Source organism: Sphingomonas sp. PP-CE-3A-406, from assembly GCF_003688625.1.
GTDB lineage: Bacteria > Pseudomonadota > Alphaproteobacteria > Sphingomonadales > Sphingomonadaceae > Sphingomonas.
Window position 1 is genome coordinate 950,597 of sequence record NZ_RCWY01000003.1, and the last position, 22,295, is coordinate 972,891.

Genomic DNA, 22,295 nt, shown 5'->3' on the forward strand with positions numbered 1-22,295 from the left:
CTCCCGCAGTAAGGGCGCACGGATAAAGGGAGCGGCGGACGGGTGGTATGCCCGATCCGCCGCTTTTGTTTTGGCCGTAGCGCCCTGTCGCGATACGGCCGCCGCTCCGCGCGAAGAAGGGAATGTCCATGGCCGATATCAACGAGCGCAACGCCGATCTGAAGGCCCTGATCCGCACCATCCCGGACTTCCCCAAGCCCGGTATCCAGTTCCGCGACATCACCACCCTGCTGCTCGACCCGCAGGGTTGGGCGACCGCGATCGAGCGGATGGTCGCGGCGGTCTCTGGCCCGGTCGATCTCGTCGCCGGCATCGAAGCCCGCGGCTTCCTGTTCGCCGCCGCGCTCGCCGCACCGCTCAAGGCCGGCGTCCTGCTGATCCGCAAGGACGGCAAGCTGCCCGGCGCGACCATCGCCGAGGACTATGCGCTGGAATACGGCACAGACCGCATCGCGATCCACGCCGACGCCTTTGCGCCCGGCGCGCGCGTCCTGCTGGTCGACGACCTGATCGCCACCGGCGGCACCGCCCGCGCCGCCGTCCGCCTCCTCCACAAGGCCGGCGCGGTCGTCACGCAAGCCCAGTTCCTGGTCGACCTCCCCGACCTGGGCGGCGCGGACGCACTGCGCACCGACGGCATCGAAGCAACCGCCCTGATCCACTTCCCCGGCCACTGACCGCGCGCTTGCCGCGGAAGCCCGCGGCCTCGTTCCCCCGCGGACGCGGGGGCCCAGCTAGATACCGCAGCGCACCACTACCCTGGACCCCCGCGTTCGCGAGGGAACAGTAAAGGGAGGGCGCGCCCGCACAGACGCTCCACCCGCCAAACCCCGTCAGACCCCATTCATGGAACTCGCGATACACCGACTCCGTTGTACGACGAATAGCGGCGCGTTGTGTCCGCTCTCCACGTACGGGAGACTCTCCATGTTCATGAAGCGCTTCGGCATCATCGGCCTAGCCTTGGGCCTCGGACTCGGCGTCGCAGGCTGTACCGACGGGTACGGCTATGGCGGCGCGGGCGTTAGTTACGCCAGCGACCCCTATTACGGCGACGGCTATTACGGCGCGGGCTATGGCGGACTCGGCGGCGGGCTGGGCGGTGGGTATGGCGGCTACGGCCTTGGCGGGCTGAACTCCTACTACGGCTGGAGCGGCGATTATTATTATCCCGGCTCGGGCGTCTACGTCTACGATCGCTATCGCCGCCCGCACCGCTGGAACGGCAACCAGCAGCGCTATTGGCAGGGTCGCCAGCAGTATCGCGGCAACGGCTTTGACGGGCGCGGAAACTGGGGTGGGTTCGCCAACCGCGGTGACCGCGGCAATCGTGGCCGAGACGGCGACTGGCGCGGTAACCGCCCGGGCAACCCCGGCACGCCTGGTCAGGGCCAGTTCGGCAAACGCGATCCCGGCCGCGGCTGGGATCGTGGGCGTGGTCCCGATCGCGGCCAATTCGGTCAACCCGGCCAGCAGCCACAAGCGCAAGGCGGCTTCCGCGGCAATCGCGGCGATGGTGCGTTCCAAGGCAATCGCGGCGGCGGCGGCCAGCGCTTCGGCGGTGGACGGCAGGGCGGCGGTAACCGCGGCGGCGGTCGTCCGTCGCGATAACTAGAAAACGTTTGGTTCACGCGAAGGCGCAATGGCGCGAAGAGAAGGTTCAGATTTCGCGCAGAGGCGCAGAGAGTTACTTGGTGCTAGCGCGGCGAGCTTTCGCGATAGCAGCGAAACTCGCCCGAGCCTCTGCCATCCTAAAATCTCTCCGCGCCTCTACGCCTCCGCGCGAACAAACCTTCTCTTCGCGACTTTGCGCCTTCGCGTGAATCAATACTCGATGGCAGCCAGCCGCCCCTCAGGGCCAAAGTTCGCCAATCAATCGGCCCGCGCATCCGTGGGGCGCGTCGCGACGAGGCCGTTCGAAACGAACGTCATCACCATCACGTCGTCCTGGTTGAACACCCGCATCCGGCTCTTGAAGATCCCCATCTCCGGCCGACTGGCCGACACCCGCTTCTCGAGGATTTCGGTCTCGCAGCGCAGAGTGTCCCCCGGATATACCGGCTTGATCCACTTCAACTCATCGATCCCCGGCGACCCGAGCCCCGCCTGCCGGTTTTCCTTCAGATGCGCGACCAGCATCGCCATCGTCATCGCACACGTATGCCAGCCGCTCGCCGACAACCGACCGAAATGCGTCTGCGCGGCCGCCTCGTCGGACAGATGAAACGGCTGCGGATCGTATTTCGCGGCGAAGTCCATCACCTCCTCGCGCGTGACCGCGTAGGAACCGAACGAAGCAATCCGACCGACCTCGATATCCTCGAAATACTGCACAACCTCTCCTCTTATCGTTGCAGCACCTTCTGGAAGGGTGCGTCGGTGCCGTCCAGCCCCGCCTCGGCCGGCAACCCGATCAGATCGCGCAGCAAAGGCTCGATCGCAACGTTGTCGAAGCTCGCAATCGTCTTGCCCGCCACGAACGCCGGCCCATTGGCGATGAACAGCGCGCGCATTTCCGGAGCCATGTTGTCATAACCGTGCATCCCGCCGACCGAAGCCTTGGTCGGTGCGCTCGGATCGACCCGCCAGCCGACATCGGCAAGGCACAGATAGCTCGGCACGCGCGGGTTGCGTCCATAATGGAATCGTGCCGGGATCTCCCCCTTGCGCCAGCATTGCAGATGATCGTGGCGGGTCAGCAACCGCGCCTCCAGTGCCGCCTCATGCCCCGGCACCGCGAACAGAGTCGCGTACGGCCCCGTCTCGACGGTACGATAGTCCGCCTTGTCCGCGATCGCGTCGAGCGCCACGACGCGCGTGCTGCTCGTCGCCGCCATGCCGTGATCGGCGACGATCACCAGGTTCGCCCGCTGCCCCAGCGCGGCCAGCCCATCGACGAGCGCGCCAATGCTCGCATCGACATCCGCCACCGCCTGAGTCACCCCAGCGCTCTCCGGCCCACCCGCATGACCCGCGCTGTCGACCGTATCGAAATACAGCGTCACCAGCTTAGGCCGGATCGCGGCCGGCCGCCGCATCCAGTCGAGCACCGCGTTGAACCGCTGCGTTCCCGACACCTGCTGGTTGAACTGCTGCCAGTCCTCCGGCTGCGTCCCCCCCTCGATCGCCCCATGGCTGTCGGGTTTCACCTTGCCGCCCACCGCCACGTTCGCGCCCGGCCAGAACATCGTCGCCGTCCGGATCCCGGCCTTCTCTGCATCGACCCAGATCGGCGAACTCTCGCTCCACCAGAACGGATCGTCGGTCGCCATCGTGAACGTCTCGCCCGGCCGCGCGGGATCCTCCATCTTGTTGCCGACGATTCCGCTGCGATCGGGCCGAAGCCCCGTCACCAGCGTCCAGTGATTGGGAAAGGTGATGCTCGGAAACGACGGCCGCATGCTCGCGAACACGCCGCCCGCGCGCAGGCGGTTGAGGTTCGGCGTCACCCCCCGGTCGAGATAATCCGGCCGGAAGCCATCGATCGACACGAGAATCGTGACCGGCGCCCGAGTCTCGTCCGGCATCGCAGCCGCCGCCATCGTGGTCGGAGCAGGCGCAGTAATCGGCGCAAGGGCAGGGGGCGTATACGGATACGCACACCCGGCGAGCGTCAGCCCGAGTGCAGAACCGAGGAGAGCCAGCGCGTTCTTGATCATAACCGTTCGTCCCGAGCAGGTGCCGACGTCGCGCGATCCCTACTCGGCACGAATGGCGAGCGAAAGCGATCCGTTCGCGCAGTATATCTGGCCGCCCAAAGGGCACCACCCCGGCGAAGGCCGGGGCCCAGTTGGGGGCGGGTGCTGATAGGCGTTGCACGTCGTTACTGCCGCCTACCCAACTGGACCCCGGCCTTCGCCGGGGGGGAGCTGATCACCCCCAATTGCTACCGGCCTACAACCCCGCCGCCAGCTTACTGAACAACGTCCAGCTCACCGGCGTCTTCCCATACGCCGCCTCCAGCGCCGCCGGCTTGGCATACGCCGCCACCGTCCCGCCGAGCGCCAACCCAAGCGGCCCGACGATCGGCACCCGGTACGCATACCCGACCTCCGCCTTCGTCACCCGGAACTTGGTATCGTGCAGCGGATCGCCCTCGTCGGGAAACAGCTCGTCGTTCGCCACGTTCTCGAGCCTGCCGAACACGGCATGCCGCGGCGTCAGCTCGTACGTCGCCTCCGCCAGGAACGCGCTCAGCTTCTCCCCCGGCATGCGGTCCTTGAGGCTGTACGCAAACGTCGTCGCCAGCCCGCCCCGCGCATATTGCACGCTGGCGGTCGAGCGGTTCTCGTCCTCCCCCGGATGCTGTGCCTCGGGCTCCTTCAGCCGCCCATGGCTCACCTGCACCGCCCAGAACGGCGACGGCGTCCACGTCCCGCGCACGCTCCACGAATCGAGTCGCGGCGTCTCGATATTCCAGCGATGCTCGTCCGGCTCGCGCCCCTTGAACGCCGACGCCTCCAGCTGGAACGAAGGCGTCGCATACCCCGCCGTCACCACGCCGTAGGTGATGTGCGTCGAGTCGAACCAGTGATGCGTGATCGGCGACATCGACTGATACCGCGCCGACCCGCGGTGCATGAACGCGCTCGGCCCCAGCGCCGGCTCACCGACCGGCCCGCCATACAGGAAGATGCTCGCACCGTTCCCCAGCCGGTAATCGACCTTCGTGGCAAGCTCCATGAACAGATCGTGCGGATGCTGGCGGTCGACCAGCGGCCGGTCGTTCGCCAGCTCACCCGTCGCGAACAGATTGGTGTAGCCCCGCGCGCCCATCAACGGCTCAAGGCTGTTCATCGTCCGCAACTGGATATGAAACCGGTCGCCCAGGTCGCGATCCGCCATCAGCATCGCCATCGACTCGACGAACGCCTCGCTCTTGCTGCGCGGCCCCCCCTGGTCGGTCGCGACGCCCCACGCATAGCCATGCGCCATCAGCATCCACTCGCCCGCCTGGACCATATACCCGCGCATCGGCCCCTCGGCCGCCGGCAGCCGCGACGTCCCGCTACCCTGGCTGTAGAAGCCCGCCGACGTCCCCATCGCCATCCCCGCCATCGCCGACCCCGCCGGCATCTTCGCCAACGCCGCATCGGACGCCGAACGGTAGGCGGGATCGGTGATCATAGCGTGCCCCATCGCAGCATGGTTCGCGCCATGGTTCATCGCGCCATGATTCATCTGGGCATCATCCATGGCCGCCTGGCCCATCGAAGCGTCAGGCATCGGCCCCTGGTCCGTCGGCATCGTGGACATGGCCGGCGTCGCGCCCGGTGCCGATGCGGCCTGTTGGTCGACCGCTCCATGCTCTTCGAAGGTGTGTGCGTGAGTTGCCGGCGTCGGCTTGGCAGCCGTGGACTTCGTCCTAGGCCGAGCGCGCGTCGTCGTCTTGGTCTTGCTGGGCCGCACGCGCGCATCCGGCGTGGTCATAGGCATCGGCATGGTCATGCCTGCACCATGTTGCGCAGCCGCGGCATGGGGCAGGCACAGCGCCGCGGCACTCGCCGCGAGCAGCATCGATCGTGTCATCGTCTGAAATCCCGATAAAGCATGAAGGCCAGGGTGCGGATGCACCCGACGATCATGCGGTTCGGGGTGGTGGCAGCGCTGGGGCGGCGGTCATGCCGATGTCGAATACGGCGGCTCGCTCGACCGGTACGGCGGCCGCGGCCGGCGGGACGTGATCGATCTGCGCTGCGGTCCAAGCCGAAGGTGGAATGCAGCCGATGCAGCCGTGCGGCGCGACCGCTTTGTGATCGGCCTCTTGCCCCATCCCGTCCGCGGGCGCGCCTGCCATCGCCGGCATAGCATGCGGAGCCGCCGTCGACCTGCCATGACACGCCGCGGGCGCTGCGGCGGGAAGCGCGAACGCGGCAAACAGAAGCACCAGGAAAAACCGCATCAGCATATGATCCGGGTAAGGACGCACCGGCGCGCGATCAACCCCGTTGCACGGTGGCGTGTCCGATCCGGCCGTGATTGGCTTGCCACCGTTTTCAGCAGCCGCGACAGCGTCGGTATCATGATCGTGTCATCCGAATGCCGTACGCACCTCCTGGCCTGTGCTGGCTTGCATGCCTGCATTCATCCGAAATATCCGCTAATCGGCCGGATACACGGGCCCGCCGGACTGCGCGGACTTGAACGCGGTACAGCGTATGCGGCAGGAGTAATGGCATGACTCGTCCTCTCGAACTTCATCCCGACCGGTTGTTCCCCGCCGATCCTGCCACCCGCGACATCGCCCGCGCGCTGTACGCGGAGATTGCCGACCTGCCGATCGTCAGCCCGCACGGCCATACCGATCCGACGTGGTTCGCGGACAACCGCAACTGGACCGACGCGACGTCGCTGCTGCTCGCGCCCGATCATTACCTGTTCCGGATGCTCTACAGCCAGGGCGTCGATCTCGATGCGCTGATGATCCCGCGCAAGGATGGCAAGGCGACCGCCGATCCGCGATCGGCATGGCGGACGCTCGCCGCGCATTACCCGCTGTTCCGCGGTACGCCGTCGCGGATGTGGCTCGATCATGTGTTCGCCGAGGTGTTCGGGTTCGACGTCGCGTTCGAGCCGGCCACCGCGGACCTGTATTTCGACACGATCGGCGAGAAGCTCGCGACCGACGCGTTCCGCCCGCGCGCGCTGTTCGACCGCTTCCGGATCGATTTCCTCGCCACCACCGAAGGCGCGCACGACAGCCTCGACGCGCACCACCGCATCCAGGCAAGCGACTGGAATGGCCGGGTCGTCACGACCTATCGCCCGGACGGCGTGATCGATGTCGAGCACGAACAGTTCGCCGGCGCGCTGCGACGCTTCGGCGAAATCACCGGCGAGGACGTGTATGACTGGCAGGGCTATCTCGCCGCACACCGCAAACGTCGCGCCGATTTCCGCGCGGCTGGTGCGACCGCGACCGATCACGGCCACCCGACCGCCGCGACCGCGAACCTCTCGACGCCCGAGTGCGAGGCCTTGTTCGCGCGCATAACCGGCAACGCCTGGACCGCTGCCGACGCCGAGCTCTTCCGCGCGCAGATGCTCACCGAAATGGCGGCGATGAGCATCGAGGACGGCATGGTCATGCAGATCCATCCCGGCTCGGTCCGCAACCACAATGCCGGGCTGTTCGTGAGCCACGGCCGCGACAAGGGCGCGGATATCCCCGGGCGCACCGATTACGTCCACGCGCTGAAGCCGCTGCTCGACCGGTTCGGCACCTCGACCGAGTTGTCGATCATCCTCTTCACGCTCGACGAGAGCGTCTACGCGCGGGAACTGGCGCCGCTCGCGGGCCATTATCCGTGCCTGAAGCTTGGGCCGAGCTGGTGGTTCCACGACAGTCCGGAGGGGATGCGGCGGTTCCGCGAGATGACCACCGAGACCGCGGGCTTCTACAACACCGTCGGCTTCAACGACGATACGCGCGCGTTTCTCTCGATCCCGGCGCGGCACGATGTCGCGCGGCGGGTCGATTGCGGCTTCCTCGCGCGGCTGGTCGCCGAGCACCGTCTGGAGGATTGGGAGGCGGCCGAACTCGCGCACCAGTTGACCAGCGACCTCGTGCGCAAGGCGTACCGGCTGTGAGGTTGTCCCGAGCCACCCTGCCAGCGCTCTCGAAGAACGTAGCGCAGCCCGCGTCGTCGGATGCGCCCGTACGACGGATCGTCCATCTCGGGATCGGCGCGTTCCACCGTGCGCACCAGGCGGTCTACACGCAGGATGCTATGACGCCCGACGATGGCTGGCGGATCACCGGCGTATCGCTGCGCTCAGCCCAGGTCCGCGATACGCTCGCGCCGCAGGACGGTCTGTACACCGTGACCGAGCGAGCGAACGGTGCGACCTCGACCCGGCTGATCACCGCGATCGACACCGTGCTGGTCGCCGCCGAGGATCCGCAAGCGGTGATCGCCGCGCTGGCCGATGCAGCTACGCGTGTCGTCACGCTGACCGTTACCGAGAAGGGCTATTACCGGCACCCGGCAAGTGGCGCGCTGCTGACCGACGATCCCGCGATCGCCAACGATCTCGGCGGCGGCGTGCCACGGACGATCTTCGGCTATCTCGCAGCGGCGCTGGAGCTGCGGCGCAGCACGGGGGCAGGGGGGCTGACGCTCGTCTCGTGCGACAATCTGTCGGGCAACGGCGCGCTGTTGATGAGCCTGCTGACCGCGTTCGTCGACCACCGCGATCCCGATCTAGGCGCGTGGGTCCGCGCGCATGTCGCCGCCCCCGATACGATGATCGACCGGATCGTGCCGGCGTCGACTCCAGCTGAGCGCGCGAGCGTGGCGAAGGCGATCGGCGTCGACGACGCCGCAGCGATCGTCACCGAGCCGTTCCGCCAATGGGTGATCGAGGACCGCTTCGCCGGCCCGCGCCCGGCCTGGGAGACCGCAGGCGCGCAGATCGTCGACGACGTCGCGCCGTTCGAACTCGCCAAGCTGCGGCTGTTGAACGCGAGCCATTCGACGCTCGCCTATGTCGGGCTCCAGCTCGGCCACGGCTTCGTCCACGAGGCGATCGCCGATCCGGTGCTGCGCGCGTTCGTCGTCGCGCAGATGCGGGAGGAGGCGGTGCCGAGCCTGACCGCCGCGGCGGGGCTCGACCCCGACGCGTATATCGACGCGATTCTTGATCGTTTCGCCAACGCCGATCTGCATCACCGGCTCGATCAGATCGCGATGGATGGATCGCAGAAGCTGCCGCAACGCTGGATCGCGACCGTGACCGATCGTCTGGCACTAGGGTTGGACAGCCCGCGGCACAGCCTGAGCCTGGCCGCGTGGATCGCCTACACCGCCGACGCCCCGCGCATCTCGGACGATCCGCTGCGCGATCGTTTCGCCACGATCTGGGCAGAGTCCGCAGACGATCCGCGCCAGGTCGTCGCGCGCTTCGTCACCGAGCTCGGCATATTCCCCGCACAGTTCGACGACGCGATCGTCGATTCGCTCGCCCAGTCCGTTGCGACATGGCGTGCGGAAGGTCCACGGGCCGCGCTGCTAGCAGCGGTAGGGGAGTTCGACGCATGACCGGCACGGTGCTCTGTTTCGGCGAGATGCTGTTGCGCCTCGCCGCACCCGATCGCGGGCATCTGTTCCAGGAGGCCCGGCTCGACGCGCATTTCGGCGGCGCAGAGGCCAACGTCGCGGTCGCGCTCGCCAGGCTCGGCGAACCCGCCGCGGTGATCACGACTTTGCCACACGGATCGCTCGGAGACGCTGCGCTCGAATCGGTCCGCGCCGCCGGTGTGAATGTCTCGCGCGTACAGCGCACCGACGGTCGGCTCGGCCTGTATTTCCTGTCGCCGCCGAGCGGTCCGCGCGGCGCGCACATCGTCTACGACCGCCTCGACAGCAGTTTCGCGGTGACGCCGTCCGACGCCTACGACTGGCCCGCGATGCTGGACGGCGTGGCTTGGCTCCACCTGTCGGGGATCATCCCCGCGATCGCCCCCGAAGCGGCACGGCTGTCGCTCGACGCGATCGCCGCGGCGAAGGCAGCGGGCGTGCAAGTCTCGTTCGACGGCAATTTCCGTGCGAGCATGTGGGCGCGCTGGTGCGTCGATCCGCAGCAGATCCTGCTCGACCACGTCGTCGGCGCGGACCTGCTGTTCGGCAGTCACCGCGACATCTCGCTGTTGCTCGGCGAGGACTTCGCCGGCGACACGCCAGCCGCCCGGCGGCGCGCCTGCGAGGCGGCGTTCGCGCGGTTCCCGAGCCTGACCTGCATCGCTTCGACCGCGCGCCGGGTTATCGATGCCGACACGCACGAACTGTCCGCGCGAGTCGATCGTCGCGACGTCGCGTTCGAGACCGAGACGATCCTCGTCACCCAGATCGTCGACCGGATCGGCACCGGCGACGCGTTCGCCGCCGGCGTGCTGTCGCGCCTCGACGAGGGTTGCGAAGCCGCTGCCCGCTGTGGCCTGGCGATGGCGGCGTTGAAGCACGCAACCGCCGGCGATCACAGCCGGACGACGCCCGCCGATCTCGCCGCCTTCACCGGAGCGCCCGCCGACGTTCGACGCTGACCTCAGCGCGGGTTCGGCGTTTCCGAAACCGGGGTGAGCGCCTTGCCGGTGTCGAACCACGCGCGGATATTGTCGACGACGAGCTTCCCCATCGCCTCGCGCGTGTGCTGCGAGGCCGAACCGATATGCGGCAGCAACACCGTGTTGGGCAGTGCGCGCAGGCTGTCGGGAACGTTGGGCTCGTCGGCATAGACGTCGAGGCCGGCCGCCAGGATCGTCCCGTCCTGCAACGCCGCGATCAGCGCGTCCTGATCGACCACGCTGCCACGCGCGACGTTGATGAAGATACCGTCCGGGCCGAGCGCGGCGAGAACGGCGGCATCGACCAGATGCTGCGTCCCCTGACCGCCGGGCACGATTGCGATCAGCACGTCGCAGGCGGCGGCGAGCGCAACAGGTGTCGCGTGATAGTCATAGCCGATGTCCGACTGCCGCGATCGGCCGTGATAGGCGACCGCGACGCCGAACGCCTCGAGCCGCCGCGCCACGGCCTTGCCGATCGCGCCGAGCCCGAGGATGCCGATTCGCCGTCCGCGCAATGTCGGCGACAGCGGAAAGGAGCCTTGCGCCCATGCGCCGGTGCGGACGTGGCGATCGGCCTGCGGGATGCGGCGCAGCGTCGCGAGCAGCAGGCCGAGCGTCAGGTCGGCGACCTCCTCGTCGAGCACGCCGGGTGTGTTGGTGACGACGATCCCGCGCTCGGCGGCCGCCTTCGCATCGATGCCGTCATAGCCGACGCCGAAATTCGCGACGATCTCGAGCGCGGGGAGCCGGTCGAACCAGCCGCTGCCGATCCGCCCCGCCAGCGAACTCGCCGCGAGGCCGCGGATGCGGGGCGAGACGGTCGCCAGGAAGGCGTCGGGATCGGCATGGTCCCGCAACTGGTGGACGACGAATCGCTCGCTCAACGCCGCGGCGACGCTCGGAAGCATGGGCGCGGGTATCAGTATCTCTGGTCGGGTCATGCCGTGGCTTTAGGCGTTACCCGGCGCGCCGGCATCCCCTTTTGCAGCGCCGACCGTTCAGCCGGGGATGCCCCAATTGGCCTCCTCGTTGGCCGCCGCCGCGGTCTTGACGAGATGCTCGACATAGTTCTGGAAGATCGGCACCGTGAACGTCACCAGCGTCGGCTCGCCCTTGGGCTCCTTGAACGTCAGGATGACGAACCGCTGGCCGTCTTCGTCGAGCACGAGGCCCGCTTCCATCGCGCCGGGGCCGCTGGGTGTGATGACGGTCGCTGCCATGTGTCTCGCCTTTACGAAATGTCCGTGGTTATCGCCGAGCGCCTTAGCGACGCTTGCCGCCAAGCAGAAGGATCACACGCGGTAGCGCGCTTCGAGCAGGTCCAGTTCGCGCATCATCTTCTGCGCGGTGGCGCTGCCGATCCGCCGGTCGCGGACCCGCTCGACGACCGAGGCGCGTTCGGCCTTGATCCCCGCCAGCCTGAACGTGCGCTCGAGCTGGTCCTGGAGCCGCGCCTCCGCGGACGCCTTGGCCGACCCGGTGCGGCTCTCGATCCGCTCGCGGTACAGGTCCATCACCCGGGTCCCCGCCGCGGAATAGAAGTCGGCGTTGCCGTCACGCTCGGCCAAGTCGTGCTGCGCAACCTCGATCGCGCCGATCGCCGCTTCGGCCGCCGCGACCCGGGCGGCATCCTCCTCGGCCTGCAACGACGGTTCGGGCGGCATGGTCAGGCCGTTGAGCAGGATCGGCAAGGCGATGCTGGCGACCGCGAGCGACACGATGATCACCCCGGCGGCGAGAAAGATCGCGAGATCGCGCGCCGGAAACGCGGTGCCGTCGGTCATCGTCAGCGGGATGGTCAGGACACCCGCCAGCGTGATCGCGCCGCGCACGCCGGCCAGCGACATCGCCGCCACCAGCCGCCAGTCGGGGCTGTATTCGGGCTTCTCCGAGCCGCGATGACGCCGCCGCAGCAACGTCAGCCGCAGCGAAACCCACACCCAGCCGAACCGCAGCGTCGCCAGCCCCGCGACGATCGCCAGCACGTACAGGCCGAGCCACCACGTGCCGTGATGCCCGGTCAGCAGCACCGTGGCCTTCGCGCCTGCGAGAATCGCGGGAAGCTGTTCGCCCAGCAGCACGAAGATGATGCCGTTGAGCGCGAACTGGATCGTGTCCCACACCGAGTTCCGGCGCATCCGGGTGGCGGCCAGCGCCTGCCGCGAGATTTCCGCGAAGGTCATCGTTACGCCCGCCGACACCGCCGCGAGTATACCCGAGGCGTGGAGGTGTTCAGCCATCAGATAGGACCCGAACGGGATCAGCAGGCTGACCAGGATCTGCGACCCGGGCTCTTCGCCGAACCGTCGCGATACCCACGCCTTCGCGCGCGTCGCGGCGAGCGTGACGAGGACGCCGACCGCAAGGCCCACGCCCGCGACCCACGCGAAATTGGTCGCCGCCGCGGACGCGGAGAATGTACCCGTCAGCGCCGCGGCGATCGCGAAGCGCAGGCACACCAGCCCCGACGCATCGTTCAGCAGCGATTCGCCTTCGAGGATATGCATCATCCGCTTGGGGATCGGTACGCGTGCGGCGATCGCCGACACCGCGATCGGATCGGTCGGGGACACCACCGCCGCGAGCGCGAACGCCACCGCCAGCGGCATCGCCGGGATCATCCAGTGGATGAAGAACCCCATCCCGACCACGGTCAGCAGGACGAGCCCGAGCGCGAGTTCGACGACCGTCGACAGATCCTTGAGCAGCTCGTCCTTGGGGATTCGCCAGCCATCGAGAAACAGCAGCGGCGGCAGGAACAGCAGCAGGAACAGCTCGGGATCGAGCTCCACGCGGTACGAGGTCGACAGCCCGATGACCGCGCCGAGCAGGATCTGCACCAGCGGGGTCGGCACCGACACCGGCACCATGCGCGACACCGCGCCGCTCATTACCACGGCGAGCAACAGGAATAGGACGATCGATACGGCTTCCAAACGGCACTCCCAGCGTTGGCTCACACGTCAGTACCGGGCGCGGTCGGGGTAGAACAACCCCGCACGGACCGAGCCGCGCAGGAACACGTGGCCTTCGATGCGACGTTCGGGCACAATCTAGCGTTCCAGCGCTCGCTGGCCACACGCTTTGAGATCGGGACAATGCATGGGCGACAGCGAGGCAGGTGCAGGATCGGGGAGGGCAGGGCCGCTCGCCGGCGTCGTGGTTATCGAATTCGATGCGATCGGGCCGGTACCCTTCGCCGCGATGATGCTCGGTGACATGGGGGCGGACATCGTCCGCATCGTCCGGCCGGGTCGCACGTACAGCGCCAGCGCGGATGGGCCGGCCTTGGGGCGGGGAAGGCGGACCGTCGAACTCGACCTCAAGACGCCAGCGGGTCGCGTCGATGCGCTGGCGCTCGTCGCGACCGCCGATGCGCTGCTGGAGGGGACGCGGCCGGGCGTGATGGAACGGCTCGGGCTTGGCCCCGTGGACTGCCATGCTGCCAATCCGACGCTGGTCTACGGCCGGATGACCGGCTGGGGGCAGACCGGACCGCTGGCGCAGGAGGCAGGGCACGACATCAACTATCTCGCGCTGACCGGCGCGCTGCACGCGATCGGCCCGGCGGAGCGTCCGATACCGCCGCTCAACCTGGTCGGCGATTATGGCGGCGGGGCGATGATGCTCGCGCTCGGCGTCGTCGCGGGCGTGCTGGCCGCGCGCGGCGGCGGGCCGGGCCGGGTGGTCGATGCGGCGATGACCGACGGCGCCGCGTTGCTGTCGAGCCTGTTCTACACGCTCGGCGCAGTGGGGCAGTGGGACGACCGGCGCGCGGCCAACCTGCTCGACGGCGGCGCGCCCTTCTATCGCTGTTACGCATGCGCGGACGGCAAGCATGTCGCGGTCGGCGCGATCGAGCCACAATTCTTCGCCGCCTTGCTCGCCGGGCTGGGCGTCGCGGACTGGCGCACGGTGCAGCACGATCGCGCCCGCTGGCCCGAAATGGCGGCGGCGTTCGAAGCCGCGTTCGCCACGCGTCCGCGCGATGCCTGGGCGGACCATTTCGCCGGCACCGATGCCTGCGTCACCCCCGTCCTCGATCTCGCCGAAGCACCACACCACCCGCACAACGTCGCGCGAGGGACCTTTATCGATGGCTACCCGGCGCCAGCGCCGCGCTTCGCCGCCGCGGCCTCGAACCAGCGCTAGATTATCGCGGCCTGCTCACGGCGTGCCGACCAGCGCCTGTCGGATCGGCTCGACCCAGCGGTCGTGATCGATATCGTAGACGATGAAATCGCTGTCGAACTGCCAATACGCCCAGGGGAAGCCGTGCGCTTCGGCGGCCTTGCGGACGATCGCGGCATAGCGCGCGCGATCGGCGATCGGCGTGCCGCTCTTGTCGTAGGCGCCGAACTCGCCGAGCAACACCGGCCGCGCGTGGGCCTTGCTCCACGCCGCGACGGTGTCGATGTCGGCGCGGATCCGGGTCTCGTCGGCGGGCGTCAGCGGAATGCCGTGCAGATCGCGATTGTCGGACCACGCGGCACCCTGGTGGGTGAACCGGAACGGCTCGTAATAATGGAACGTGACGAGGATATTGCGATCGTTCGCCGGCAACGTCAGCGTGTCGAGCTTGCCCAAACTGTTCCAGTTGGTCGGCCCGACGACGAGCGTACGATCCGGGTTGCTGGCGCGCACGACCGGGATGATCTGCGCGAGCAGCGCGTTCCAGCGGTCGGCATCGAGCTTGCCGTGCGGTTCGTTCAACAGTTCGAACAACACGGTCCGCGGCGCGGTCCGATAGCGGTCGCCGATCTGCTGCCAGAACGCCTTGAGCTTCGGCGCGCAGGCATCGGGGTCGTCCGAACACAGGTTGAAGTCATGCTCGTCGATGATGACCGACAGCCCGGCATCGGTGGCCTGTTTCACCACGCGGTCGAGCGTCGCAAGCCAGCGCGGATCGAGTCTGTTGACGGCGTCCATATGACTGAAGGCTTGCAGGACCAGCCGGATGAAATCGAAGCCGCCTTTGCGGATGATCGTGAAATGACGCGGCTGAAAGCGTGCGCGCGACGGGTCCTTCCACAGGGGATCATAGCCGAGCACGTTGACCCCGCGGTGCAGCCGGGCTGCCGTCGCGAACGCGTCCCCGGCAGGGGCTGCGCGCGACGCGCCCGACGCGCTGACCGTACACGTCATGCTCGCCAACAGCGCCGCTGCCATCGCAGCCAAGGGTTTCCACCTGATCATCGCGCTCTCCCGATCCGCCTGCGACTCAGCGCGCCGGTGTCGGTGCGGGGCGGTCTGGCGATCGTATCACACAGGAGCCTGCCGAGGCTGTCAACGCACTGTCGTAGCGCGTTTGCAGCCGCTATCGTCCCGCACGATGTCGTCCGTCCCACCCCCCGCAACCGATCGCTCCGCCACGGATCGCCCCGCGACCGCTCGCCGCGTCGCGGAGCGCCCTGCCGTCGATGCGGCCGTGTTCGCCAGCGAGGTGGTGACGGCGTTCCAACCCGTCGTCCTGCGCGGACAAGTGCGCCATTGGCAGGCGGTCGCGGCCGGGCGCGGCGGCGACCGCGCGATGGCGGAGTATCTCGCCGCGTTCGGTGCACCCGGTGGCAAGCCGCTCGACGTGATGATCGCGCCGCCCGAGGTCGAGGGGCGGTTTTTCTACGCCGACGAGACGCTGACGCGCTTCAACTTCCACCGCCAGCAGGTCCCGATCGGTGCGCTGGTGGCGGAGCTTCTGCGCTACGCCGAGACCGACGCGTCGCGGCCGCACACGCTGTACGCCAACGCGGCGACCGCGCCCGAGCATCTGCCCGGCTGGGAAGGCGCCAATCCGCTCGATCTCGGCATCGATGCGCCCGCGCGGCTGTGGATCGGCAACGCGACGCGGATCGCGACGCATTACGACACGTCGATCAATATCGCATGCGTGGTGGCGGGGCGTCGTCGCTTCACGCTGTTCCCGCCCGACCAATTGGCCAATCTCTATGTCGGGCCGCTCGACCATACCATGGCCGGCCCGCCGTCGAGCATGGTCGATCCCGATGCTCCAGATCTGACGCGCTACCCGCGGTTCGCCGATGCGCTCGCGCACGCGCAGGTCGCCGAACTCGAACCCGGCGACGCGCTCTTCATTCCGCCGACTTGGTGGCATCACGTCCGTGCTTTCGACCGGCTCAACGTGCTGGTCAATTACTGGTGGGAGCATCGCTCGGGCGCTGCGTTCCTTGCGCTGGTCCATGCGATCGGCGCCGTCCGCGATCTGCCGGTCGCGGAAAAACAGGCGTGGCACAGCTGGTACGAGCATCTCGTCTTCGCACCGGAGGCTGCGCAGGCCGCCGACCATCTGCCGCCGTCCGCGCGCGGCATTCTCGGACCGGACAGCACGGACCGCACCGGCAGGATCCGTCAGTTCCTGATCAACATGCTGCAACGGCCGTAGTGCCCGCAAGTCAGGACCGGTTGAGGCTCTGTCGCAACGCTGCGCGCATCTGTTCCAGCCCGTCGCGGTCCGCCTCGCCGAGCACGCCCCTGACGTGGGGCGGCAAATGCGCCGCGGGATCGCCCTCGGTACGGAACACGAGATGGTCGAACATGGTCCGCCACACCCGCCGCTGGTCGTCCGGCAGCGTGCGCAGCGAGAACAGCGCGAGCAGCAGCGCGTCATAGGGGTTCGCCATGCCCTGGGGTGCGGGATCCCACCAGTAATTGCATAACATGTTGACCGGCGCGAGTGACGCGACCGCGTGCCACCAGTGGAACGGGATATACAGCGCGTCGCCCGGTTCGAGTGTCGCTTCCCAGGCGTTCTCCATCGCTTGGGCGAACCGCGGATAGCGGTCCAGGTCGGGCGAGTCCGGGTCGACCATGCTGACCGGCGTGCCTGCGGGCGTCAGTTCGTACGGACCCATGTACAGGTTCGCGATCTGGTCGGGCGGGAAGAGCGTGAAGCGGCGGCGACCGGCGATGACGACCGCGATGTTCTCCATCAGATCGTAATGCGTCGTCACCCGGATCGCGTTGCCGAGCCAGAGCCGCGGCACGACCTGCGTATCGACTAGGTCGATGCCCTGCTCGGCGGCAAAGCCCGGCAGCAGGTCGGGGGCGGGGATCGACTGCACCGCCATCGCGTACGGTTGCGGCACCGTGCGATCGCGCAATAGCCGGTCGAGGAACGGATCGAGCGGTGAGCGTCCGCGCGTGAAGTTGAGTGCGGTCATGTCAGGCTGGTAGAAGAAACGCCCTTCGATTTCGGGCGGCCCGACGATCGCGCCGACCGGCTCGGGATGGCTGAAGGTCTTGAGATAATCGACCAGCGCCTCGTCGGAGGTCCGCGCGGCGCGGACCGCTGGCCAGTCGGCGGCCAGACCGCGCAGGACAACAGGCTGCGCGGCGGGGCGGACCTCGGCGTCGAAGCGCACGCGGTCGATCCCGTGAAGCTCGGCGATTGGGGAAGGGGCGGCGAGACCCGTCACGCGTGGGCAAGCCCCCTGGTACGCCGAGGCACCGCTCGCTCATATGTCGGCATCAGAGCGGCGAGCCCCCGCCGCCGACATCGAAGGGCGACTCCGCGGTAAACGCAAAGAACGGAACGTCGTCGGACGAGGTCGGGGCAGGGGCGGAAGCAGGCGCCGAGGAGGACGGTGCAGCCTGCGCGGCGAGCGGGGACAGCGCGGTCCGCCGCAGGAACTCGCCGTGCGTCGGCAGGCGCTGCGCGGTGTCGAGATATCCGCGCCGCATCTGCTCGAGCGCGCTTGCGACCTTCTGCTCGTCGAGCGCATCGGCGGCGGGTTCCCAGCCTTGCGGCGTGATTCCCTGGCCGAGACAGACCGCGACCCAGCTCGGGTTGCTGAACAGGTCATAGCCTTCGCGGAACAGCCGCCCCTTGCCGGCGAACAGGTCGATCTTGTGTTGCAGGCTCTCGGGAACGTCCATCGTCCGCACCTGGTTCCAGAACGGCGAATCGTCGCGGCGCGTCGCCTTGTAGTGCAGGACGATGAAATCGCGGATGTCCTCGTACAGATCGTGCATCTGCCGGTTGAACTCGTCGCGTTCGACCGGATCGAAGCGCTTGTCGGGAAACAGCGCGATCAACCGCTGGATCCCGGCCTGTACCAGATGGATGCTGGTCGATTCGAGCGGTTCGATGAACCCGCTGGACAGGCCGAGCGCCACCACGTTGCGGTTCCAGCAGTCGCGGCGACGACCGGCGGTGAACTGCAACCGTCGCGGCTCGGCGAGTTGTTCGCCTTCGAGGCTCGCGACCAGCTGCGCTTCGGCCTCGTCGTCGCCGAGATATTTGCTGCAATACACCAGGCCATTGCCCATCCGGTGCTGCAACGGGATGCGCCATCGCCAGCCCGCCTTGTGCGCGGTCGAGCGCGTGAACGCATCGGGCTCGCCCGGGTTCGGCAATGCGCAGGGGACCGCGACCGCACGGTCGCACGGCAGCCACTGCGCATAGCTCTCATAACCGGTGTGCAGCGTTTCCTCGATCAACAGACCCCGGAAGCCCGAGCAGTCGATGAACAGGTCGCCTTCGATCCGACGCCCGTCCTCGAGCGTGACCGCGGCGACATAGCCGTCCTCGGGGCGTTGGTTCACTTCGGCGATCTTGCCTTCGATCCGGACGATGCCGGCGCGTTCGGCATAGTCGCGTAGATATCGCGCATAGAGCGAGGCGTCGAAATGGAACGCGTAGAACAGCTCGCGCACGGGCGATCGCGCGTCGCCGGTCGCGCGCCCGAACTTGCCGTTCGCGGCGGCCATCGCGCTCATCGACCAGGCCGAAATGTCGTCGATCGGCCGCCGTGCCTTCTCGCGCAGCCAGAGCTGGTGGAAATGGACGCCTTGCAGGTCGTGGCCGTAATTGCCGAACGGGTGAAAATAGCGTTCGCCGAGCGCGCCCCAGTCGACGAACTCGATCCCGAGCTTGAACGTGCCCGACGTCGCCGCCAGGAACGCGTTCTCGTCGAGCCCGAGCATCTGGTTGAAATTGATCAGCGGCGGGATCGTCGCCTCGCCGACCCCGACCGTGCCGATCTCCTCGGATTCGACCAGCGTGATCTCGGTATAGCCGTTGTTGAGAAACCGCGCGAAGGCCGCCGCGGCCATCCAGCCGGCGGTGCCGCCGCCGACGATGACGACGCGTCGGATCGAATGCTCGTTCATGGCAGGAGATGTCTCGTCTGGGCCGCACAATACGCGGCGTGGGTGGGAATATGCGGCAAGGCGGCGGCAATCTCGGTGGTCAGTCTTGCCATCGCGGTCTGTGCGGCAGCGGCCGGAACCGCCGCGACGAGCGGATCGATCCGTCGTGGCAGGACGCCCTGACCGATCAGGACGGCAGCCCAACTGTCGCGCGCGAACGTCTCCTCCTCGTAAAAAGGAAGCCGGCCACGCTCGGCGAACTGCGCGAGCGTGTGTGCCAAGCTGGAGGGCGGTACGGCAGAGGCGACCGCCTGCCACAGCGGATCGTCACGCCGCGCAACACGATAGTGCAGCGCCAGGAAGTCGCGGACGCGCTCGGCCTCGGCCAGCGTCTGGCGGTTGAACTCCGCCGCTTCGCCAGGAGTCGAGACCCGGCCCGGGAGCATCGCGATCAACCGGTCGATCGCACTGAGCGCGAGGTGGAGGTTGCACCATTCGAGCGGCTCGACCTCAGTCGCGGCGTCGCCGATCGCGATGCAATTGCCCCGCCACGGGTGCGGCCTCGTTCCCGGACGAACCCGGATCGGCTCGCCGGGCGCCGTGCCCGCGGGATTGCGCAACACGCGCGCGGCCTTGGCGTCGCTGATCGCACCCGACGCATAGGCGAAGCCGCTTTGCGCGCCGCTGCTCCAGCGCCAGCCCGCCGGATGCGCGACCGCGGTGGTGAGCACCAGCGGTTCCGCGCTGCCGTCGGCGATCAGGACGCGGTCGCACGGCAGCCATGCGCTCCAGTCGTCCCTGACGTCGTCGAGGGCGCCGCGCAATGTGGCGTCGGGGCCGGTCGCGTCAACGAACAGGTCGGCGACGATGCGTGATCCGCCCGCAAGCTCCACTGCGGCGATCCGGTCGCCGGTATCGCGAACGACGTCGGCTATCTCGCCGGCGATCTCGCGCACGCCGACGTGCAGCGCGAAGGCCCGCATCATCGTCCGGTACCGCGAAAGGTCGAGCGTCAGCCCATATTCGTGATCCGCAAACGGCGTGTCGGGCATCGGCGGCGCGAACCGCCCGGCGCGGGCGAGCGCTGCGGCGGGCGAATGGCTGTCGAACGGTGCCGCGCGCGCGCCCTCCAGCACCGACCGGACCCAGTGGAGATGGAACGCGGTCGGACCCAGCGATCGGCCATAACGGCCATAGGCATGGACATAGTCGGGCAACCGCGTCGCCCAGCCGCGGAACAGCGTCCCCAGGCGATAACCGCTTGCGGTCCGGGCGATGCCGTCGGCGGCACCGATGCCGAGATCGTCGTGGAATCCGAGCAGCGACGGCAGCGTGCACGCGATCCGGTCCGCCAGCGCCTCGCGTGACGGCGTGCAACGCAGGATAGTCACTTCGAGGAACGGCGCGCGGCGTTTCAGCGCGGCAGCCGCACACCACGCGGTGATACCGCCGCCCGCGACCAGGACGCTCCGGAGCCGCTCCCCGGGCATCAGGCCGCCTGTGCCATCGCGCAATAGCGTTCGATGAAGCTGCGGTGGTCGGGGCGTCGCGCGACGTCGCTGGCGATCTCGCCGCGCAGTGCGTCGAGGCTGCGCGCCAGCGCGTCCGACGCGACCGGATCGGCGCGCGGGTCCCAGCCCTCCGGAACGATCCCCTGGCCGAGATATACCGCCACCCAGCTCGGATCGAGAAAGACGCCCTCGCGGTACTTCACGATCCGCGCGCGCGTGCGCCACAAGTCGAGCTTTTCCGACAGCGTGTCGGGGATCGGCATCGTCCGGACATAGTCCCAGAACGGCGAATCGCTGCGCGTCGTGGCGTGGTAGTGGAGGATCAGGAAATCGCGGATCCGATCATATTCGAGGTCGATCACGCGGTTGAACTCGTCGCGGTCGGTCGCGGCGATGCGGGGTTCGGGGAACAGTTCGATCAAGGTCGTGATCGCCTGCTGGACCAGATAGATGCTGGTCGATTCGAGCGGTTCGAGAAACCCGCTCGCGAGCCCGATCGCGACGCAATTGCCGACCCAACTGCGGCGACGGCGCCCGGCCTTGAAGCGCAGCACGCGTGGTGCGGCCAGCGCCTCCCCCTCGACCGCGTCTTCGAGCGCGCGGCAAGCGTCGTCGTCGGACACGAAGCCGCTGGCATAGACATAGCCGTTGCCCGTGCGGTGCTGCAGCGGGATCCGCCAGCGCCAGCCCGCAGGCATCGCGATCGCACTCGTATACGGCGTGACCGCGGTGCGCGTGCGGCACGGCATCGCCACCGCACGGTCGGTCGGCAGCCAGTGCGACCAGTCGACGAACGGTTCCGCCATCGCCTCGCCGAGCAACAGCGCGCGGAACCCCGAGCAGTCGACGAACAGGTCGCCTTCGATCCGCTCGCCGGTGTCCAGCACGATCGCGGCGATGTCGCCATTGTCGCCGTCACGCTCCACCCGGACCACGATCCCCTCGGTCCGCCGGGCGCCCATGCCCTCGGCAATCTCGCGAAGATAGGGTGCGAAGAGCAGCGCATCGAACTGATAGGCATAGCCGAACGTGCCCGCGAGCCGGTTCGGATCGGTCTCGGGACGATCGAACTTGCCGGCGCGGGCCAGCGCACACGCATAGGACACAGTATCGAGCGACGGCAGAGGTGCGCCTTCGCGCAGCAAGCGCGCCCAGTAATGCTGGAAATCCACCCCGCCGGTACCGCGACCGAACGTACCGAACGGATGGATATAGCTGTCGCCGAGGCGGTTCCAGTCGCGAAACTCGATACCCAGTTTGAAGGTCGCCCGGGTGCGCGCCATGAAGTCGGCTTCGTCGATGCCGAGCCGCTCGTTGAACGCGCGGATATGCGGCAACGTGGCCTCGCCGACGCCGACCACGCCGATCGCCTCGGACTCGATCAGGTGCACCGAACACTGGCCCGGAAGCAGGCGCGATAGCGCTGCCGCGGTCATCCACCCGGCCGTGCCGCCACCAACCACAACCACGCGTGTTTTTGGTTTTGCCATGACCGGCACTCGATACCCTCCCGACGCGCCTTATGGTGGCGCTCTCACAAGATGCTCCCTCATTCGACCCGTTGCGTCAACCGCGGACGGATTGTTGTGACGGCGTTGCCAGATTGTCAC

19 protein-coding genes are annotated in these 22,295 nt (G+C 68.0%); 7 read left to right on the forward strand and 12 right to left on the reverse strand.

What is annotated here, in order from left to right; genetic code table 11:
- The first annotated feature begins 128 nt into the window (after positions 1–128).
- Complete coding sequence (locus C8J44_RS16290) at positions 129–677, forward strand: adenine phosphoribosyltransferase (RefSeq protein ID WP_121905304.1); 549 nt, start codon at positions 129–131, stop codon at positions 675–677.
- A 250-nt stretch (positions 678–927) separates the two neighbouring features.
- Positions 928–1,611: a hypothetical protein gene (locus C8J44_RS16295; RefSeq protein ID WP_121905305.1), complete on the forward strand. Its 684-nt coding sequence runs from the start codon at positions 928–930 to the stop codon at positions 1,609–1,611.
- A gap of 261 nt (positions 1,612–1,872) precedes the next feature.
- Here C8J44_RS16295 and C8J44_RS16300 read toward each other — a convergent pair whose 3' ends face one another.
- The 4 genes from C8J44_RS16300 to C8J44_RS16315 all read right to left on the reverse strand — a co-directional run bounded on the left by C8J44_RS16300 (position 1,873) and on the right by C8J44_RS16315 (position 5,902).
- Positions 1,873–2,334 carry a MaoC family dehydratase gene (locus tag C8J44_RS16300; RefSeq protein ID WP_121905306.1) on the reverse strand — a complete coding sequence of 154 codons (462 nt, stop codon included), beginning with the start codon at positions 2,332–2,334 and terminating at the stop codon, positions 1,873–1,875.
- 11 nt (positions 2,335–2,345) lie between these two features.
- Entirely contained in the window at positions 2,346–3,659 is a 1,314-nt protein-coding gene (locus tag C8J44_RS16305) for an ectonucleotide pyrophosphatase/phosphodiesterase (protein ID WP_121905307.1), read from the reverse strand.
- A 235-nt stretch (positions 3,660–3,894) separates the two neighbouring features.
- Positions 3,895–5,529 carry a hypothetical protein gene (locus tag C8J44_RS16310; protein ID WP_121905308.1) on the reverse strand — a complete coding sequence of 545 codons (1,635 nt, stop codon included), beginning with the start codon at positions 5,527–5,529 and terminating at the stop codon, positions 3,895–3,897.
- Between the two features lie 52 nt (positions 5,530–5,581).
- Complete coding sequence (locus C8J44_RS16315; protein ID WP_147453218.1) at positions 5,582–5,902, reverse strand: hypothetical protein; 321 nt, start codon at positions 5,900–5,902, stop codon at positions 5,582–5,584.
- Between the two features lie 275 nt (positions 5,903–6,177).
- Between C8J44_RS16315 and uxaC the strand changes: the two genes are divergently transcribed.
- From uxaC to C8J44_RS16330, 3 genes are read left to right on the forward strand one after another with little or no spacing between them, the layout of a single operon-like run.
- Entirely contained in the window at positions 6,178–7,590 is a 1,413-nt protein-coding gene (gene uxaC / locus C8J44_RS16320; RefSeq protein ID WP_121905310.1) for a glucuronate isomerase, read from the forward strand.
- The gene (locus C8J44_RS16325) at positions 7,587–9,041 is read left to right on the forward strand and encodes a mannitol dehydrogenase family protein (RefSeq protein ID WP_121905311.1); all 1,455 of its coding nucleotides are present in this window, start codon (positions 7,587–7,589) and stop codon (positions 9,039–9,041) included. Before uxaC ends, C8J44_RS16325 begins: the two co-directional genes overlap by 4 nt.
- Positions 9,038–10,042, forward strand: a complete 1,005-nt coding sequence (locus C8J44_RS16330) for a sugar kinase (RefSeq protein WP_121905312.1) — start codon at positions 9,038–9,040, stop codon at positions 10,040–10,042. Before C8J44_RS16325 ends, C8J44_RS16330 begins: the two co-directional genes overlap by 4 nt.
- A 2-nt stretch (positions 10,043–10,044) precedes the next feature.
- On the opposite strand, the gene C8J44_RS16335 is transcribed toward C8J44_RS16330, so the two are convergent.
- From C8J44_RS16335 to C8J44_RS16345, 3 genes are all read right to left on the reverse strand, one after another.
- Entirely contained in the window at positions 10,045–10,974 is a 930-nt protein-coding gene (locus C8J44_RS16335) for a 2-hydroxyacid dehydrogenase (RefSeq protein ID WP_259466908.1), read from the reverse strand.
- A gap of 90 nt (positions 10,975–11,064) precedes the next feature.
- Complete coding sequence (locus C8J44_RS16340) at positions 11,065–11,286, reverse strand: hypothetical protein (protein WP_056055529.1); 222 nt, start codon at positions 11,284–11,286, stop codon at positions 11,065–11,067.
- 72 nt (positions 11,287–11,358) lie between these two features.
- A complete protein-coding gene (locus C8J44_RS16345) occupies positions 11,359–13,002 on the reverse strand; it encodes a Na+/H+ antiporter (RefSeq protein WP_121905314.1) in 1,644 nt (547 codons plus the stop codon).
- A gap of 166 nt (positions 13,003–13,168) precedes the next feature.
- On the opposite strand from C8J44_RS16345, the gene C8J44_RS16350 reads away from it, so the two are divergent.
- A complete protein-coding gene (locus C8J44_RS16350) occupies positions 13,169–14,218 on the forward strand; it encodes a CaiB/BaiF CoA-transferase family protein (protein ID WP_121905315.1) in 1,050 nt (349 codons plus the stop codon).
- Between the two features lie 15 nt (positions 14,219–14,233).
- Here the strand turns inward: C8J44_RS16350 and C8J44_RS16355 are convergent, their stop codons facing one another.
- Positions 14,234–15,262, reverse strand: coding sequence for a glycoside hydrolase family 5 protein (locus tag C8J44_RS16355; RefSeq protein ID WP_259466909.1), 1,029 nt, complete (start codon positions 15,260–15,262; stop codon positions 14,234–14,236).
- Positions 15,263–15,398: 136 nt separating this feature from the next.
- Between C8J44_RS16355 and C8J44_RS16360 the strand changes: the two genes are divergently transcribed.
- The gene (locus tag C8J44_RS16360; RefSeq protein WP_121905316.1) at positions 15,399–16,466 is read left to right on the forward strand and encodes a cupin-like domain-containing protein; all 1,068 of its coding nucleotides are present in this window, start codon (positions 15,399–15,401) and stop codon (positions 16,464–16,466) included.
- A 10-nt stretch (positions 16,467–16,476) separates the two neighbouring features.
- On the opposite strand, the gene C8J44_RS16365 is transcribed toward C8J44_RS16360, so the two are convergent.
- From C8J44_RS16365 to C8J44_RS16380, 4 genes are read right to left on the reverse strand one after another with little or no spacing between them, the layout of a single operon-like run.
- Positions 16,477–17,499, reverse strand: a complete 1,023-nt coding sequence (locus C8J44_RS16365) for a cupin-like domain-containing protein (RefSeq protein WP_121905317.1) — start codon at positions 17,497–17,499, stop codon at positions 16,477–16,479.
- A gap of 52 nt (positions 17,500–17,551) precedes the next feature.
- A complete protein-coding gene (locus C8J44_RS16370; RefSeq protein ID WP_121905318.1) occupies positions 17,552–19,195 on the reverse strand; it encodes a tryptophan halogenase family protein in 1,644 nt (547 codons plus the stop codon).
- A complete protein-coding gene (locus tag C8J44_RS16375; RefSeq protein WP_259466910.1) occupies positions 19,192–20,664 on the reverse strand; it encodes a tryptophan 7-halogenase in 1,473 nt (490 codons plus the stop codon). The genes C8J44_RS16370 and C8J44_RS16375 overlap by 4 nt, the downstream gene beginning before the upstream one ends.
- Positions 20,664–22,175 carry a tryptophan halogenase family protein gene (locus C8J44_RS16380; RefSeq protein WP_121905320.1) on the reverse strand — a complete coding sequence of 504 codons (1,512 nt, stop codon included), beginning with the start codon at positions 22,173–22,175 and terminating at the stop codon, positions 20,664–20,666. Before C8J44_RS16380 ends, C8J44_RS16375 begins: the two co-directional genes overlap by 1 nt.
- Positions 22,176–22,295 lie beyond the last annotated feature (120 nt).